General features: G+C 69.7%; 19 protein-coding genes. 7 read left to right on the forward strand and 12 right to left on the reverse strand.

From position 1 onward, the window contains the following. Positions 1-2: 2 nt before the first annotated feature. Together BN1197_RS03365 and BN1197_RS03370 are read right to left on the reverse strand one after the other, a co-directional pair. The gene (locus tag BN1197_RS03365; protein WP_040156166.1) at positions 3-260 is read right to left on the reverse strand and encodes a type II toxin-antitoxin system RelE family toxin; all 258 of its coding nucleotides are present in this window, start codon (positions 258-260) and stop codon (positions 3-5) included. Continuing rightward, entirely contained in the window at positions 257-541 is a 285-nt protein-coding gene (locus BN1197_RS03370) for a type II toxin-antitoxin system Phd/YefM family antitoxin (protein WP_040156167.1), read from the reverse strand. Before BN1197_RS03370 ends, BN1197_RS03365 begins: the two co-directional genes overlap by 4 nt. An 86-nt stretch (positions 542-627) precedes the next feature. On the opposite strand from BN1197_RS03370, the gene BN1197_RS03375 reads away from it, so the two are divergent. Next, complete coding sequence (locus tag BN1197_RS03375) at positions 628-753, forward strand: type II toxin-antitoxin system RelE family toxin (RefSeq protein ID WP_082043588.1); 126 nt, start codon at positions 628-630, stop codon at positions 751-753. Here the strand turns inward: BN1197_RS03375 and BN1197_RS03380 are convergent. From BN1197_RS03380 to efeU, 4 genes are all read right to left on the reverse strand, one after another. Continuing rightward, on the reverse strand, positions 741-1,496 hold the full coding sequence (locus BN1197_RS03380) for a VOC family protein (protein WP_040156169.1): 756 nt from the start codon (positions 1,494-1,496) through the stop codon (positions 741-743). The two genes, BN1197_RS03375 and BN1197_RS03380, sit on opposite strands and share 13 nt — an antisense overlap. A gap of 82 nt (positions 1,497-1,578) precedes the next feature. After that, on the reverse strand, positions 1,579-2,874 hold the full coding sequence (efeB, locus tag BN1197_RS03385; protein WP_040156171.1) for an iron uptake transporter deferrochelatase/peroxidase subunit: 1,296 nt from the start codon (positions 2,872-2,874) through the stop codon (positions 1,579-1,581). 10 nt (positions 2,875-2,884) lie between these two features. Then, positions 2,885-4,060, reverse strand: coding sequence for an iron uptake system protein EfeO (gene efeO, locus BN1197_RS03390; protein ID WP_040156172.1), 1,176 nt, complete (start codon positions 4,058-4,060; stop codon positions 2,885-2,887). After that, positions 4,057-4,968: an iron uptake transporter permease EfeU gene (gene efeU / locus BN1197_RS03395; protein WP_082043589.1), complete on the reverse strand. Its 912-nt coding sequence runs from the start codon at positions 4,966-4,968 to the stop codon at positions 4,057-4,059. Before efeU ends, efeO begins: the two co-directional genes overlap by 4 nt. Before the next feature lie 263 nt (positions 4,969-5,231). On the opposite strand from efeU, the gene BN1197_RS03400 reads away from it, so the two are divergent. Further along, on the forward strand, positions 5,232-5,774 hold the full coding sequence (locus BN1197_RS03400; protein ID WP_040156555.1) for a GtrA family protein: 543 nt from the start codon (positions 5,232-5,234) through the stop codon (positions 5,772-5,774). A 107-nt stretch (positions 5,775-5,881) separates the two neighbouring features. Here BN1197_RS03400 and BN1197_RS03405 read toward each other — a convergent pair whose 3' ends face one another. Next, positions 5,882-6,466 (reverse strand): hemerythrin domain-containing protein, encoded by a 585-nt coding sequence (locus BN1197_RS03405; protein ID WP_040156174.1) that lies wholly within the window; start codon positions 6,464-6,466, stop codon positions 5,882-5,884. Positions 6,467-6,619: 153 nt separating this feature from the next. Between BN1197_RS03405 and BN1197_RS03410 the strand changes: the two genes are divergently transcribed. Genes BN1197_RS03410 through BN1197_RS03430 form a run of 5 tightly spaced genes read left to right on the forward strand, consistent with a single transcriptional unit; the run spans position 6,620 to position 10,011 of the window. Continuing rightward, positions 6,620-7,585, forward strand: a complete 966-nt coding sequence (locus tag BN1197_RS03410) for a DMT family transporter (RefSeq protein WP_052465939.1) — start codon at positions 6,620-6,622, stop codon at positions 7,583-7,585. A 30-nt stretch (positions 7,586-7,615) separates the two neighbouring features. Further along, entirely contained in the window at positions 7,616-8,236 is a 621-nt protein-coding gene (locus BN1197_RS03415) for a TetR/AcrR family transcriptional regulator (protein ID WP_245851806.1), read from the forward strand. Beyond that, on the forward strand, positions 8,233-8,964 hold the full coding sequence (locus BN1197_RS03420; RefSeq protein WP_040156176.1) for an ABC transporter ATP-binding protein: 732 nt from the start codon (positions 8,233-8,235) through the stop codon (positions 8,962-8,964). The genes BN1197_RS03415 and BN1197_RS03420 overlap by 4 nt, the downstream gene beginning before the upstream one ends. Next, complete coding sequence (locus tag BN1197_RS03425) at positions 8,961-9,725, forward strand: ABC transporter permease (RefSeq protein ID WP_040156563.1); 765 nt, start codon at positions 8,961-8,963, stop codon at positions 9,723-9,725. Before BN1197_RS03420 ends, BN1197_RS03425 begins: the two co-directional genes overlap by 4 nt. A gap of 25 nt (positions 9,726-9,750) precedes the next feature. Next, positions 9,751-10,011, forward strand: a complete 261-nt coding sequence (locus BN1197_RS03430; protein WP_141397195.1) for a hypothetical protein — start codon at positions 9,751-9,753, stop codon at positions 10,009-10,011. Positions 10,012-10,130: 119 nt separating this feature from the next. Here BN1197_RS03430 and BN1197_RS03435 read toward each other — a convergent pair whose 3' ends face one another. From BN1197_RS03435 to BN1197_RS03455, 5 genes are all read right to left on the reverse strand, one after another. Next, positions 10,131-12,404, reverse strand: coding sequence for a putative bifunctional diguanylate cyclase/phosphodiesterase (locus BN1197_RS03435; protein WP_052465940.1), 2,274 nt, complete (start codon positions 12,402-12,404; stop codon positions 10,131-10,133). Between the two features lie 39 nt (positions 12,405-12,443). After that, positions 12,444-13,250 carry an EAL domain-containing protein gene (locus tag BN1197_RS03440; RefSeq protein WP_040156179.1) on the reverse strand — a complete coding sequence of 269 codons (807 nt, stop codon included), beginning with the start codon at positions 13,248-13,250 and terminating at the stop codon, positions 12,444-12,446. 261 nt (positions 13,251-13,511) lie between these two features. Then, positions 13,512-13,781: a metal-sensitive transcriptional regulator gene (locus BN1197_RS03445; RefSeq protein WP_040156182.1), complete on the reverse strand. Its 270-nt coding sequence runs from the start codon at positions 13,779-13,781 to the stop codon at positions 13,512-13,514. Positions 13,782-13,850: 69 nt separating this feature from the next. Next, positions 13,851-14,036, reverse strand: a complete 186-nt coding sequence (locus BN1197_RS03450; RefSeq protein WP_040156184.1) for a hypothetical protein — start codon at positions 14,034-14,036, stop codon at positions 13,851-13,853. A gap of 1 nt (position 14,037) precedes the next feature. Next, positions 14,038-14,625 (reverse strand): rhodanese-like domain-containing protein, encoded by a 588-nt coding sequence (locus BN1197_RS03455; RefSeq protein ID WP_052465941.1) that lies wholly within the window; start codon positions 14,623-14,625, stop codon positions 14,038-14,040. Between the last annotated feature and the right edge of the window lie 19 nt (positions 14,626-14,644).

Raw genomic sequence — 14,644 nt, forward strand, 5'->3', positions numbered from 1 at the left:
CGTCACCGATAGGCGTCTGCGCGGTGCTCGACTGCGGCAATCGTGACGACATCGGTGATCCGGTAGATGACTCGATAGTCACCACGGCGGGCGCTGTACAGTCCTTCGAGTTCGAAGCGAAGCGCCTTCCCCACCCGCCGAGGATTCTCTGCGAGTGGCCCATAGACGAACTCGATGACGGCCGTCGCCACCTTCTCGGGGAGACGTCGTAAGGCCCGCTTCGCGGTCGGCGTCCACGCGATGTCGAACGGCGCGGTCATCGGGAACGCAGGAAGGCGAGCATGCCGTCCTTGCCGACCACCTGTGCCTGCCCAGCCGTCAGCTCGTCGAGACTGTCGCGAATCTGACCGACGAGTTCGGGGCGGCTCACGATCTCGAGCGTCTCCTCCAGTGAGGCCAGGTCGTCGGCGCTGATGACGACGGCTGCAGGCTTGCCATGGCGGGTGATGACGACCCGGTCGTGCTCTCGTTCGACCTGGTCGACGACCTCGGACAGGCGGTTCTTCACGTCACGCAGGGCCATGGTTGCATCAACTGACATGGCCACAAGTGTAGCTATGTCGAAGCTGCGGTCCAAGCCCTGTCACGTCGCAGACGACGTCCAACAGCCGGGGACATCGATGGCCGATGGTTCGTCGGCGCAGAAGCCGCACCAGACGCGGCGAGTTTCGCGTCATCTACCGCATCGATGACAACCGCATCGTCGTCGACGTCATCCGCATTCAGCACCGTCGCGACGTCTACCGGGCGTGATCGCGGTTCGCCATTCCTCGCACCGCCCCGGTGGCCGGGTCGCGGTCGGTGAGGCAGTAGACCTGGCCGCCCGGGGCGAGCAGGACCGTCCACCAGTCGAACTCGACGAGCAGTTCTGCTCCGGCGGCGAGGTGCCGGGCGGTCTGTTCGGGGCGGTCGGCGACCGCGAAGTCGGGGTGTGCTCGCACGGGCCCGTCATCGGCGGCGAGGCGCTGCAGGAGGATGCGCGGCGCGTCATCCGGGCCGACGAGGCGCGCGAACTCCGGACGATCGCCGGCCTCGACCTCCCGTCCCACGACCGCCGACCAGAACGCGACCTCCGCCTCCCACGACTGCTCGGGGATGTCGATGCACACCTGGTCGAGCACGGACTCGGCGTTGCGCTCCAGGTGCGACCGGTCACCGGCGGTCGCGAGACAGAACGTCAGGCCACCCGGCGAGCGCATCACCTCGACGTCCTCCGACGGCCCGACCCGAACCGCGCCGAGAGCCAGCACGGGATCCAACGCGGCGGCCGGATCCTCGCAGTCGAGATCGAGATGGACGCCGCCGTCCTCCCGGCCGACCCCCTGGAGCCACACCCAGTCGTCGCCGGACTCGGGCAGCAACTCCACGAACTGCCCCCGGTCGCCGTCGGGCCCTTCCGCCCGCCAGCCCGTCACCGTCGACCAGAAGTCGGTCGCGGCAGGCAGATTCGTGCGCGGGACGTCGATGAACATGTGGAACCACGATGCCGTCGGCATAGGGCCAGTCTCCCCCGCGGCTCCAGTCTCCGCGCGTCCGGAGCGAGGTCGCGGACGCATCCACCCACCCTCGCAGCACCCCTCACGCGAAGAGCCGCTGCCCCACGAACTCCCCCGGCCGCACGCCCGGCGGTGCCGCGAACAGGCCCGACCCGCGGTGCTGGAGGTACTCCATCATGAGGTCCTGGCGGGACATGCGGGTCTGCATGGGGATGAACTGCCGCACGGGGTCGCGCACGAACGCGATGAAGAACAGACCGGCGTCGAGGCGCCCGAGGTCGTCGTTGCCGTCGATGAAGTTGTAGCCGCGGCGCAGCATCCGCACGCCGTCGTTCTTCGACGGATGAGCTAGGGCGACATGGGAGTTCACGTCGATCAGCGGCCTGCCGCCGCGTCCGGGGAGCGCGAAGTCGGGCTCGGTGAACTCGGTGCCACCCGACAGGGGCGCACCCTCACCGCGATCACGGCCGACGATGCGCTCCTGCTCGCGCATCGAGGAGCGGTCCCACGTCTCCATGTTCATGTTGATGCGGCGCGCGACCAGGTAGGAGCCGCCCGCGAGCCAGTCACCCTTGGGGTCGTCGCCCGCGCCGACCCAGAGGTGCTGCTGGAGCGCGTCGGCCTCCTCCGCCTTGAGGTTGGCCGTGCCGTCCTTGAACCCGAAGAGGTTGCGCGGCGTCGCCTGCGACGTCGAGGTCGACGACGTGCGCCCGTACCCGAGCTGACTCCACCGCAGCGCGGCCGTTCCGAACGCGATGCGCGAGAGGTTGCGCACCGCGTGCACGGCGACCTGTGGATCGTCGGCACACGCCTGCACGCACAGGTCACCGTCGCTGCGGTGGGGGTCGAGGTTGTCGGCCGGGAAGTGCGGCAGCCGCTTGAGGGCCGCGGGCTGCCGGTCGGCGAGCCCGAACCGGTCGGCACCCTTCGCGTCGCGGAACAGCGACGGCCCGAACCCGAACGTGATCGTCAGCCGCGATGCCGGCAACCCCTGAGCCTCGCCGGTGTCGTTGGGTGGCGAGTCGTACGAAGTGGGATCGCCGCCCACCGGCCGCCCGGCCGTCATCTCCACGGCGGCCGCCGTCCACGCCGTGAGCAGCGCGACGAGATCGTCGCGTGACGTGCTCGTCATGTCGAACGCCGCGAAGTGGAGACGGTCCTGAGCCGGCGTGATGATGCCCGCCTGGTGCTCGCCGTGGAAGTCGTGCACGTCGCTCGGCGCACCGGACGCACCGTCGGCGGCATCCGCGCCACCGGTGTCGTGCGGCGCCGTTGCGACGAATGCCGCCGCCCCGGCAGCGAGCCCGGCTCCGGCCAGACCCGCTAGCAGGTTGCGGCGGCTCACACCGTCGCTGTGTCCTCGACGTCCGTCACTCATTCGACCGACCTCAGATGACGGCGGCGGTGAGCTTGCTCAGCGGCTCACTCAGCGCGTTGACCGCGTCGGAGAGTTCCTTGACCTCGGCCTTGGAGAGCGTGTCGTAGGTGACGAACCCGTCGCCCGACTTGTGCTTGTCGAGCAGCTTCTGCAGCGAGCTCATGCGCAACTGGATCTGGGAGTCGAGGGCGGGATCCTTCTTCTTGAGGATCGGCCGCAGCCCCTCCCACGCGACCCGGGCCCCGTCGACGTTGGCCTGGAAGTCCCACAGGTCGGTGTGGCTCCAGATCTCCTCCTCGCCGGTGACCTTGCCGGTGGCGACCTCGTCGAGCAGCGACTTGGCGCCGTTGCCGATCTGGTCGACGGTGAAGGTCATGTCACGAGTGCGGGTGTAGAGCTCGTCGGTGTCCTTCATGAGCTGGTCGGCCATCGCCGCGCGCTGGGCGTCGCTCAGCTTGGTGTAGCCGGACTTCGGCGGCCACAGGTCCTTCTCGATGACGTGCCAGCCGGTCCACTTCTGCCCCGGCTCGAGGTCGGCCTCGCGCAGGTCCATCTTGGGGTCGAGGTCGCCGAAGCTCTCGGCCACGGGCTCGATGCGCTCCCAGTGCACGCGGGCGGGCGCGTAGAGGGCGCGGGCCTCGTCGTCCTTACCGGCCTTGTAGAGCTCGACGAACTTCGCGGTCTGCTCCTTGAGCTGTTCGGTCTGATCCTTGACGTACGAGGCGTACTGCGCGTTCGCCTGGTCGACGAGCTGCTTGTCGGCGCCCTGGGCGCTCATGTCCTGCCCAGAGTCGGTCACCGTGAACGGGGCGCGGATGCCCTGGCCGACCATGCCCGGCTTGCAGGCGGTGAAGTACTTGCCCGGCACCGCACGCACCACGAGGTCGCGCGACAGACCCGGGCCGATGTTCTCGACCTCGCCGACGATGCGCAGACCGTCCTCGGCGAGCAGGTAGAACTCGTTGACCTTGCTGCCGTTGTTCGTCACGGAGAACACGAGGTTGCCCGAGGGCGCCTCCTGCGCCGAGACGGCACATTCGGTGTCCGACGCGGCGACCGTGAGCGGCCCCCCGCCCGATGTCCCCCCGCTGCCTGCGGACGCACCCGGGTTGTTGTCGGTGCACCCGGCGAGGCCGGCGACGGCGAGCGCGAGAACGCCCGCGGTGGAGGTGAGGCGACGGATCATCGAGCGGTTCCTTCTGCGTGGGCGGTGGCGTGGTCCCCGGTGGTGCCGGTGGACGTGCCTGTCCGGGCGGTGACGGGACGGCCGGCCGGTGCGGCCGGCCGACGGATCTGGCGGATGAACAGGGTGAACACGACGACGACGTACGTCACCCAGACCGCGACCTCGAGCACCGTCATCGCCGGCGAGAGGTTGAAGAACCCCTTGACGATCGCGGCGAACGCCGAGTTGGGGTCGACGACGTGACTGACGTCGAACGCGAGGCGGTCGAGGCCGGGCAGGAAGCGGGCCTCCTGCAGGTCGTGGACGCCGTAGGCGAGGACTCCGGCGGCGATGAAGATGAGCAGGCCGCCGGTCCACGTGAAGAAGGTGCCGAGGTTGAGCCGGAGCACGCCGCGGTTGATCGCCCACGCGATGGCGACGGCCGTGAGGATGCCGAGCAGCGCCCCGAGCAGCGGCGCCGTCGTGCTCGCATTGTCGCGCGCGGCGGCCTTGGTCGCGGCCCACAGGAACAAGGCGGTCTCGAGGCCCTCGCGCCCGACGGCGAGCATCGCCATGACGACGATCGCGCCACGCCCCGCGGCGATCGCCTGGTCGACGCGTCCGCGCAGGTCGGCGGACAAGGTGCGGGCCGAGGCCGCCATCCAGAAGATCATCCAGGTGACGAACCCGACGGCGACGATCGAGAGCCCGCCGCCGATGGCCTCCTGCGCCTCGAACGTCAACCCCTTCGGGCCGAACGTGAGCAGCGCGCCGAACCCGAGGGAGACGAGGACCGCGGCCGCGACACCCGCCCAGATGGCGGGGATGTGACGCTGCCGGCCGGTCTTGACGAGGTAGGCGAGCAGGATGACGACGACGAGCGACGCCTCCAGGCCCTCGCGTAAGCCGATGAGGTAGTTCGCGAACACGGGACTCGTTCCGTTCGTCGGGGCATCCAGGAGGAGGGCGGCCTCACTGAGGCTCGCCTCACCTTAGTTCACGCGTGCGCCCGATGTATAAGTCTCGCAAAGATCGGTTCAAAACGTGAACGCTCGGCCCCGGCTGCTCCCGGACAACCGTTCAGAGAACGTCGAGACAGGGCCGGTAGGCTGACCGATCGACCGCCGCCGGCACATTCTCTCGTGCGTTCGTGCGGTCTCGCCCAGCACGTCCGATGCCCGAGGAGGAGCCGATGCCCGCACGTCGGCTGACCCTCGGCCACGTCGGGGAGCTCATGCGGTTCGCGCTCGTCGGCGGCTCGGGAGTCCTCGTCAACGTCGGAGTGGTCGTCCTCCTCAACAAGCTGCTGCCGCACGACCCCGAGTCGGTGTTCCTGCCCCTGCGGCCGACCGACTTCAACATCCGCTGGGTGCACGTGCTCAATGCGGCCGGGTTCGTCGTGGCCAACGCGTGGAACTTCGAGCTCAACCGCCTCTGGACCTTTCGCGCCGGCGAGCGCACGGCACGCACCCGGTTTCCACGCTTCTTCGCCGTCGGCCTACTCGGCCTGGCGCTTCAGCTGATCCTCGTCACCCTGCTCATCCACCCCTACTCCCCCATCGAGCTGCCGACGAGCATCCTCGACGGCTCGACCGGGTTCCGCACCCGCACCTACTGGGCCACGCTCATCTCGGTCGTGGCGGTGACGCCGCTGTCATTCCTCTTCAACCGGCTCTGGACGTTCGGTACCTCCCGCGCGCGATCGGTGCGTGCGGTCGAGACGCGCCCGGCCTGAGAGGCCGGCCCCAGAGCCCGCCGATGGGCGCCGCCACCGACGCGCGACGCCCGTGATCGCGTCAGGCGATTCACGGGCGTCGTCGTGGTCTCCGGCCGAGCGTCAGGTCACTCCTGCTCGCTCGCGGTGAGGGACTGATCGGGAAGGCTCTCGTTGCGGTCGGATTCGACCGACGTGTCCTTGGCCGTCTCGACGTACTCCTGAGGGTCGCGGTCCACGGGCGTCACGCCGTCGGAGGCCGTGAGGGCCATCTCGCGCAGGAACTTGATCGCGAGTTCGTGACGCAGCTCGAGGGTGGCCTGCTGGCGGAAGTCGGCGAGATCCTGCCGCTCCTCCTCGCCCATGTGGTTGCTGTTCGCGACGTTCGCGTCGACGACGGCCTTCCACCATTCCTCGGAGCCGACCTTCTCGTCGGCCGCGCGACGAATCGCGTCGCGGATGTCGTTGTGATCGCCGATCGCGTCGTCGACCTCGTCGTTGGTGCCGCCGGCGTCGGCGGCGCCCGTGCCGAGCGCAAGGAGCTGCGGGTAGAAGTGCTTCTCCTCGGCCGCCGCGTGCGTCTCGAGGAGGATCGCGAGGCGCTGCCAGACGGCACCCAGGCCCTTGACGTCGTCCCGCGGCCACTGCTCGAGGTATCCGAACTGCGTGCGCTGCTCGTCGTGCTGGCGCTGGATGATCGTGCAGATGTCCATAGATGTCTCCTCCACGTCTCCGGGGTCAAGGAATCACCTTCATTCCACCGCCGTTCGGGCACTCCTGCCACTCGAGCGACACCCAGACCGCACGTCAGGACGGCCACGCACGTCTCATCCGCCGATGGGTTGCGGCGAACTACGATCCACCTCATGAGTCCCCGCCTGCGCGGCAACGCACTGCTCCTGCTCACCGCCGCGATCTGGGGCCTTGCGTTCGTGGCCCAGCGTGTGGGTGCCGATCACATGGGTGCGTTCGCGTTCAACGCCGCGCGCTTCACGCTCGGGGCGCTGTCGTTGCTGCCGGTCATCGCCCTGTTCGACCGTCTGCGGGCGCGCCGGGTGCGAGCAGGCACCGCCGAGCCGGAGTCCGGCTGGGCCCGCACCCGTTCCGCGCTCGCGCCCGGTGTCAGCGCGGGCACGATCCTGTTCATCGCCTCGTCGTTGCAGCAGTACGCGCTGCACTGGACGACGGCGGGCAAGGCCGGGTTCATCACGGGCCTGTACATCGTGCTGGTCCCGATCCTCGGGTTGTTCCTGCGTCATCGAACCACCGTGCTCACGTGGCTCGGCGCGGCCCTCGCCGTCGGAGGTCTGTACGTGCTCTCGGTGCGTAGCGGCTTCACCCTCGCCCCCGGCGACGGGTTCGTGCTGGTGAGCGCGCTGTTCTGGGCGACGCACATCCTCGTCGTCGACCGGTTCACGAGCCTGGACGCTCTTCGGTTCTCGGCGATCCAGTTCACGACGACGGCCCTGCTCAGCTTCGTCGGCGCCGGCCTGTTCGAGGAGAACGCCTTCGCCGGGCTCGACGACGCGCTCGCGCCGGTGTTCTACGGCGGCGTGCTCTCGGTGGGCGTCGCCTACACCCTGCAGGTGTTCGGACAACGCGACGCCCGCCCGGCCGCCGCGGCGATCATCCTCTCCCTCGAGGCCGTCTTCGCCGCGATCGGCGGAATCCTCCTCCTCGGCGAACCCCTCACCTGGCGCGAGGCCACCGGCTTCACCCTCATGCTCGCCGGGATCCTCGTGAGCCAATGGCCGACGAAGGACCAGGCCGAGGCCGCCCACGGCGGCCCGGCGGGTGCGGTGCCGGAGGCCGCGGCGGAGGACCTGGGGTGACCGACGAGGCGTGAGGCTCCGGCGCGGCCGATGCATCGCCTGGTCCCCGGAGGCCTTGCCTTGGTGATGTTAGTGAGTAACAATTCCCATGTGAGAGCATCGTCGACGCGCCAGTCCCTGCAGAAAGTGGCTCTGCGGCTGTTCCTCGAGCGGGGCTACGACACGGTGTCGGTGGCGACGGTCGCGAAGGCCGCCGGCGTCTCGCACATGACGTTCTTCCGCCACTTTCCGACGAAGGAGTCGGTGATCGTCGGGGATCTGTTCGACCCGGCGTTGGCGGCCGCCGTCGCGGCTCAGCCGCGATCGTGGACGCCCCTGCGGCGCACCGTTCACGGGATTCTGGCCGCCATGACCTCGCCGGAGGCCGAGGAGGAGTTGGCGTCGGCCGAGTTCGCCGACCGGATTCGCCTCGTCGCGGAAACACCCTCACTGCGTGGCGCCGTCTGGGCCTCCTCCGCCGCCACCGAGGACGCACTCTTTCGCGCCTTGGCGGAATCCGGTTCCGGCGTGCCCGCAGCCCGAGCCGCGGCCGGCGCCGTCATGGGAGCGGCCACCGCGATCCTGCTCGACTGGGCGGCCACGCCCGGAAAGGGCGGACCGAGCGAGGCTCTGACGGAGGGCCTCGGAAGCCTGATCGAGGCATCCTCATGAGCGTCGGCCTCGAGATCGAGGATGTCCACGTGGAACTGGGGGGCCGGCCCGTCCTTCGTGGGTTCGGTCTGCGGGTGGTTCCTGGCGAGGCGCGGGCGCTCGTCGGGCTCAACGGTGCCGGCAAGACGACCGCGTTGTGGGTGGCTCTGGGCATGCTTCGGCCCGATGCGGGCCACGTGCGACTGCTCGGGCAGGACATCGAGACGGGGCCGCGCAGCGCATGGCGAACGGTCGGACACCTGGTCGAAGCCCCGTCGATCTATCCGGAGCTGACCGCGCGGGAGAACATCGCCGACATGGCCCGCCTCCACGGTGCGGAACCGCGCCGGGCAGCACGTCGAGCGGAGGAACTGGCGGAAGCGCTCGGCATGGCCGACCGGCTTGGTACCCGGGTCCAGCGACTCTCGCTCGGCACTCGACAGAAGGTCGGGCTGATCGGCGCGCTGTCGCACGAACCGACGGTGGTGGTTCTGGACGAGCCGACCAACGGCCTCGACCCGCTCGCCGTCGTCGCCTTCCGCGACGAGGTGCATCGCCTCGCCGAGCAGGGGTGTTCGATTCTGCTGACCAGTCACCACTTCGACGAACTCTCTCGCGTCGCCGACCGCGTCGATGTCCTGCACCGAGGCCGTGTCATCGACACCATCACTCCGAACGGGACCGACCTGGAGAGAGTCTTCTTCGACACGATCGTCGCGTCCGAGCAGGCGGGGCGTGAGTGCGCATGATCATCGCCCTGGATCCCGTCGTGCGCATCGAGTGCCGGAAGGCTTGGCGGGCACCCGTGAGCCGCATCGGTGCCGTGGCCGCACTCGCCCTGGTCTCCCTGACATCGATCGGGGGGTACGCCGCCGCCCTCCACAGTCCCGGCTCCGATTTCGGCCGCAAGGCTGCCGCCATGATCTCGGCCGATGGCTGGGACGGGTACGTCGGGCTCGCGGCGCTCAGTCTGGGGGTCACGGTGCTGCTCAGCGCCGGGATCGTCATCTCCTGGACGGTCGGCCGCGAATTCACCGACGGCACCGTGGGGGGCCTGTTCGCCATCCCGACTCGCCTGGGTACCGTCGCGTGCGCCAAGCTCACCGCCTGCCTCTGCTGGGGCGCAGCCCTCGTCCTCGTCCAGGGCACCGTGTCGGTGCTCGGAGGGATCGCGCTCGGGCTACCTCCTGGCGGCGCGTTCGGATGCTGGCTCACGCTGCTGGCCGCAGGGATCAGCATCGTCTTCAGTGCGCTCCCCGCCGCGTGGGTCGCGACCCGGTGGCGCGGTTATCTTGCGGGAATCGGCGCGACCCTCGCCATCGTCGTCGCCACCAACATCGCAGCCGGGTTCGGCGTCGGCGAGTACATCCCGTGGGCGATCCCCTTCTTGTGGGCGACCCCGGGCCTCGGTCTCCCGACCGGCGCCTTGTCGGCCCCCGTCGTCATCGGACTCGCCGGGGTGTGGGCCACGTATCGCTGCTGGTCGCACCTGCAGCTCGGCCGCCGCTGATCGCGACTCTGGGTACCGTGGGCGTGTGAGAACGGCTCGGGTGGTGCTGGTCGGCGCCGCGTGTGCGCTGGTGGTGGGTGTGTGCCTGTACTGGGTCGTGTGGTGGATCACGCAGCAACTCGGCCTGTCGGAGCGGCAGTCGGAGGGCTGGGCGTGGATCGCGGTGGTGGCGGCGATGCTCTTGAGCGGCCTCGCCGGCAACTGGTGGTTGCCACGATCCAGGCGGGGCATCGACGCTCTCATGTCCGACCCCGACGACGGCCCCGGACAGAGACGGCGCCGCTGACTCATCCCGACCCCGGGTTGTGCCGGCCCGGCGTGACTGCGCGGCGTCCGGCTGCGCGCCGCGCGAGCGTTCCGCTGCGACCCGCTGAGCGAAGGGACTGCGACAGTCGTGCCGCGTCGTCACGCGGTCGCGACGTGAGCGGCGAGCATCGATTCCGTCGTCGTCGGGTGACCGTAGAGCCAGCCCTGCACCATGGGACAGCCGAGCTCGCGCAGCACGGTCGCCTGCTCGGAGGTCTCGACGCCCTCGGCGATGATGCGGGTGATGCCGAGGCTGTGCAGCAGGTCGAGCACGGCCGTCAGTTGCCGCTTGCCGTCGACGTTGTCGAGCCGCGTGACGAGGGAGCGGTCGAGCTTGACGCAGTCGGTCGGCAGCCGCAGGAGCGTGCCGAGCGAGGCGTACCCGGTACCGAAGTCGTCGATGGCGATGCCGACGCCGAACTCCCGGATCTCGGTGAGTGCCTCGAGAACGACGAGACCGCGATCGACGAGGAGCGTCTCGGTGACCTCGAGCCAGAGCGCCCCATTCGGCAGTCCGGCGGAGTCGCGGGCATCGCGCACGACGTCGGCGAAGTCGGGCGCGAGGAGCTGCGCGGGTGAGACGTTGACGCTCATCCGCAACTCGTCCTCGGGGGACACGGCACGCAGACGCGCCAGCTCGTGGCAGGCACGGCGCAGGACGAGCTCGCCGATCTCTCCGATCAGGCCCAGGTGTTCGGCGACCGGGATGAACACGTCGGGCGGCACGTCACCGAGTTCGTCGTCGTGCCAACGGGCGAGCGCCTCCCAGCCGACGAGGCTCGAATACCCCTCGCCGCCCATGATCGGTTGGAGCCGGATCGAGAACGCGTCGTCACGGATGGCGTCGCCGAGGCGATCGCCGACCACGGCCCGCGTGCGAGTGCGTTCCGCGAGCTCGTCGTCGAAGAGGACGTAGCCTCCACGACCGCGGGCCTTCGTCTCGTACATCGCCGAGTCGGCCATCCGCACGAGCTCTTCCACGTTCGACCCGTCCCCCGGGCCGGCGACCGCCACCCCGATCGACGGGGTCACGTTGTGGGTGCGGTCCGGCAGGATCGGAAGCGGCTCGTCGAAGAGATGCCGGATGCGTTCGGCGAGGCCGATCGCCTCCTGCGTGCCACTCACGCTCGCGACGATGACGAACTCGTCGCCGCCGTGCCGCGCGAGCAGGTCGTCGGGCCCGAGGCACGACGGCAGCCGATCCGCGATGTGACGCAGCAGGTTGTCGCCCGCGTGGTGACCCCACGTGTCGTTGATGCTCTTGAAGTCGTCGCAGTCGACGAAGAGCACCGCGGTCGACCTGCCCGTTGCCGCGCCCCGTGCGACGACCCCGGCCTGCGTCTCGGCGAGAGCCGCCCGGTTGAGCAGACCTGTCAGGGGGTCGTGCGTCGCGCGGTGGATGTTGTCCTCCTCGACGATCTGCAGGTCGCCCATCGTCGTCCACAGTCGCAGGAAGAGCAGCAGGAGAATGGCGGAGACGAGGACGGTGCGGACGAGCATGTCCATGAAGCCGTGCGACGGAACGGCAGTCGCCACGGCGGCCGGCGACACGGTGAAGAGGATGAACGCCGTGCGCCGCCCGTTGTAGCGGCGCTTCGCGGGATCGACCGACCGGCGTGAGAGCTCCGGGAGGGAGGGGTGGGTCCCGGCGGCCGCCAGCCCGAAGAAGACGAAGAGGTACACCGTGAGCAGGATCGGCATGTCGCCCCGCGGGATCTCCCCCTGCGGGACGACCGCGTTGATGATGTCGAGAGGAAAGACGAAGGCCAACGTGGCGATGAGGTAGAGCAGAGCCCGTGGGAGGTGGCCGAGATGCATCCACACGTGGATCGACAGTGACAGCAGCATCACGTCGAAGATCGCGTACATCCCCCAGATGACGACGTAGGAGACCCCGGAGTCCCCCACCTGCGGCGCGAGGGCCAGGGTCCAGAGCACGAGAGCGGTGGCCGTGGTCGACGCCGACGCGTCGAGCATCGCCGTGCGATCGCGGCTCCCGCCGAGGTATTCGGCGAGGCCGAGCAGCCAGAGCGTGAAACACGCGTAACCGGCGAAGTAGAAGACGTCGCTGAACTTGAGGGCGTCCGAACCGGGCGTCTCGACGGTCTCGCTCGCCAGCGAGAGCAGGAAGAAGAACCCTCCGAGAATCACGGGCATCCACACCCGAACGGGCCGGGCCTTGCGCACGATCGGGCCGATCATGATCGCGAAACAGAAGACTCCGAAGGCGATGGACAGAGCGGTCGCGCCGTCGCCGTGCGGGTCGGCCAGGTACCAGGCTGCGACGCCGATCGTCGCGATCCAGGCCACGGCCATCGGGACCCAGCGCAGCCAGGGGACGCTCGCCGGGCTAGGCCACGTCAGGGTGGCCATCGTCGATCCTCCTCCTCGTTCTCCTCGCGCCGCCGCCGTTCACAGCTCGGGCAGGGCGGAGGCTTGCGAGAAGACGAGTTCGGCGTCCGCCGGCCGGCCGAGGACGAAACCCTGGGCCCACTCGAAGTCGAGCTCGCGCACGAGTCGCAGCTCCTCGGCCGTTTCGACCCCGGCGGCGACGATCGGCAGGCCGGCGTCCTGGATCGCTCGGGCGACGTCGGCGACCTCCTGTCGCGTGCCCTGCGTCAGGACACGCGGGTGCAGCTTGATGACGTCGACCGGCACTGCGGCCGCCACCGGCAGGAGTTCGAGGTCGCCGGCGGTGAAACCGTCGAGGCAGAACGTCATCTCGAGGTCCTGCAGGCTGCGCAGGCGCGCGAGCGCCTGCTCGTCGTCGGCCGCGAGCCGGCGGAACGTATCGGTCGTGATGTCGACGAGGAGCCGGTCGCCGGGTACGCGGTGCCGCCGGAGTCGCTGAGCCACGTCGGCGACGAACTCGGGGTGGGCGACGGTGTCGAACGCGAGATTCACCGAGAGGATGAGGTCTCGCTGGGCCTCGTCGCGACGCCAGACGGCCAGGTGCTCCAACGCGTCGTCGAGGGTGCGCAGGTCGATCTCGCGCATCCGGCCGCGGGCCTCGGCGTCGGCGAAGAACTCCGCAGGCAGCGCCGCATGGCCGTCGCCGTCGCGGCGCCGCGTCAGGGCCTCCAGGCCCTGCAGCCGCGTGGTGCGGAGGTTGTAGAACGGTTGGAAGAACGTGACCAGAGCGCCCTCGGGGACGTCGGACGAGTCGGTCGACGCCTCCGGGGCGTCGGAGTGCTCGTGGGTCATGGAGGTATCGGTCATCAGGCCACCTGCTTTCAGCTCACCCGGTAGTTCGACCGAATTCCGGTGTATGTGAGCGTGCGAGCAGCCCGGGTGTGCGGAGCCATGCCCTACCGCGGGCGGTTCGGGCGCGGATTCGGCGGGGCGCGCCGTCGTTCGCGCGACTGTGACGTGGGCGACTCGAGGGCTGCGCCGGTGCGGTGGAGGGCTCATCCCACGCCGGCGGGCCGCTCTTCGCGTCGGTCGCGTCCGCAGTGGCGACGGCCGAGAGAAGACGGACGATCAGGCGAGCGTCAGGAAGAGCTTCTCCATGGCGGCGAGGTTCTCGGCACGCTCGGACTCGTCGTCGGTGTCGATGATGCAGCGCTGCAGGCCGGTGCTGATGAGCGCGAACCCGGCTCTGTCGAGGGCGTTGGTGCAGGCCGACAGCTGGGTGACGATGTCCTTGCAGTCTCGTTCTTCCTCGATCATGCGGATCACCGCCGCAAGCTGCCCCTGGGCGCGGGCGAGGCGCTTGAGAACGGGGTCGAGGTTTTCGGCGGGGATGTTCATGGGCAACCTTCGGGGAATGGGGCGTGGTCGGGCGATGGGGCACCTCGTCGCGGCGGCGTCATCGTGTCGTCATCGTGGCAGCAGGCGGGACAGGAGGCCGCCTCGGCGAGCGGCGGCCTGCTGCTTCTCGGCGTCCGTGTGCCTCCCATTGCACCACCGGCCGGCCGGGACGCCGGCCTTGACCTGGGCGACGTGCTGGCCGCAGCCGGCCCACGTCGTGTTGCCGCAGACCTTGCAGGTGGCGGGTCGGCACATGTCAGTTCTCCTTCGTTCGGTGCGCCAGTCGGTCGACGACTGAGGCGGCCGTGGGGGCGTTGTCGGCCTGGTTCCAGGGCATCCTGCCGAGGACCTTGGCCATGGCACAGGTGTCGGAGACGCCCGCGTAGAACAGGCCGGCGCCGATGCCCGCGGAGAGCCACTTGGCCTTGGGAGCGACGGTGCTCGCGACGATGCCGGTCACGGCGAGGGCGCCGGCGACGGTGCGCACCTGCCGTTCCATGGCCCACGGTCCCCCGTCACCGCGCGCGACGTCGCGGCGCTCCTTCTCCCAGTCGGTCATGCCGCCGACCAGGACGTGGACCCGGCCGCCCATCGTCGGGGCGAGGAGCTTGGCGGCCGCGTGGGCCCGGCGGTCGGTGCGGCACACGAGCAGGACGTCACCGGGAACGGACGAACCGATGCGGTGCGCGTGGTGCTCGAGCAGGTCGAGTGGCGCGTTGACGGAGCCCTCGATGTGGGTGCCGGCGTACTCGGCGGGGGTGCGGACGTCGAGGACGGTGGGAGCGTCGGGCGCGTCGAGCCAGGCCTGCGCCTCGGCGGTGGTGATGTGTTCGGAACGGGTCATCGGGCGTCTCCGTGGGAGT

The sequence above is a fragment of the Mobilicoccus massiliensis genome (genome assembly GCF_000826525.2).
Taxonomy (GTDB): Bacteria; Actinomycetota; Actinomycetes; order Actinomycetales; family Dermatophilaceae; genus Mobilicoccus; species Mobilicoccus massiliensis.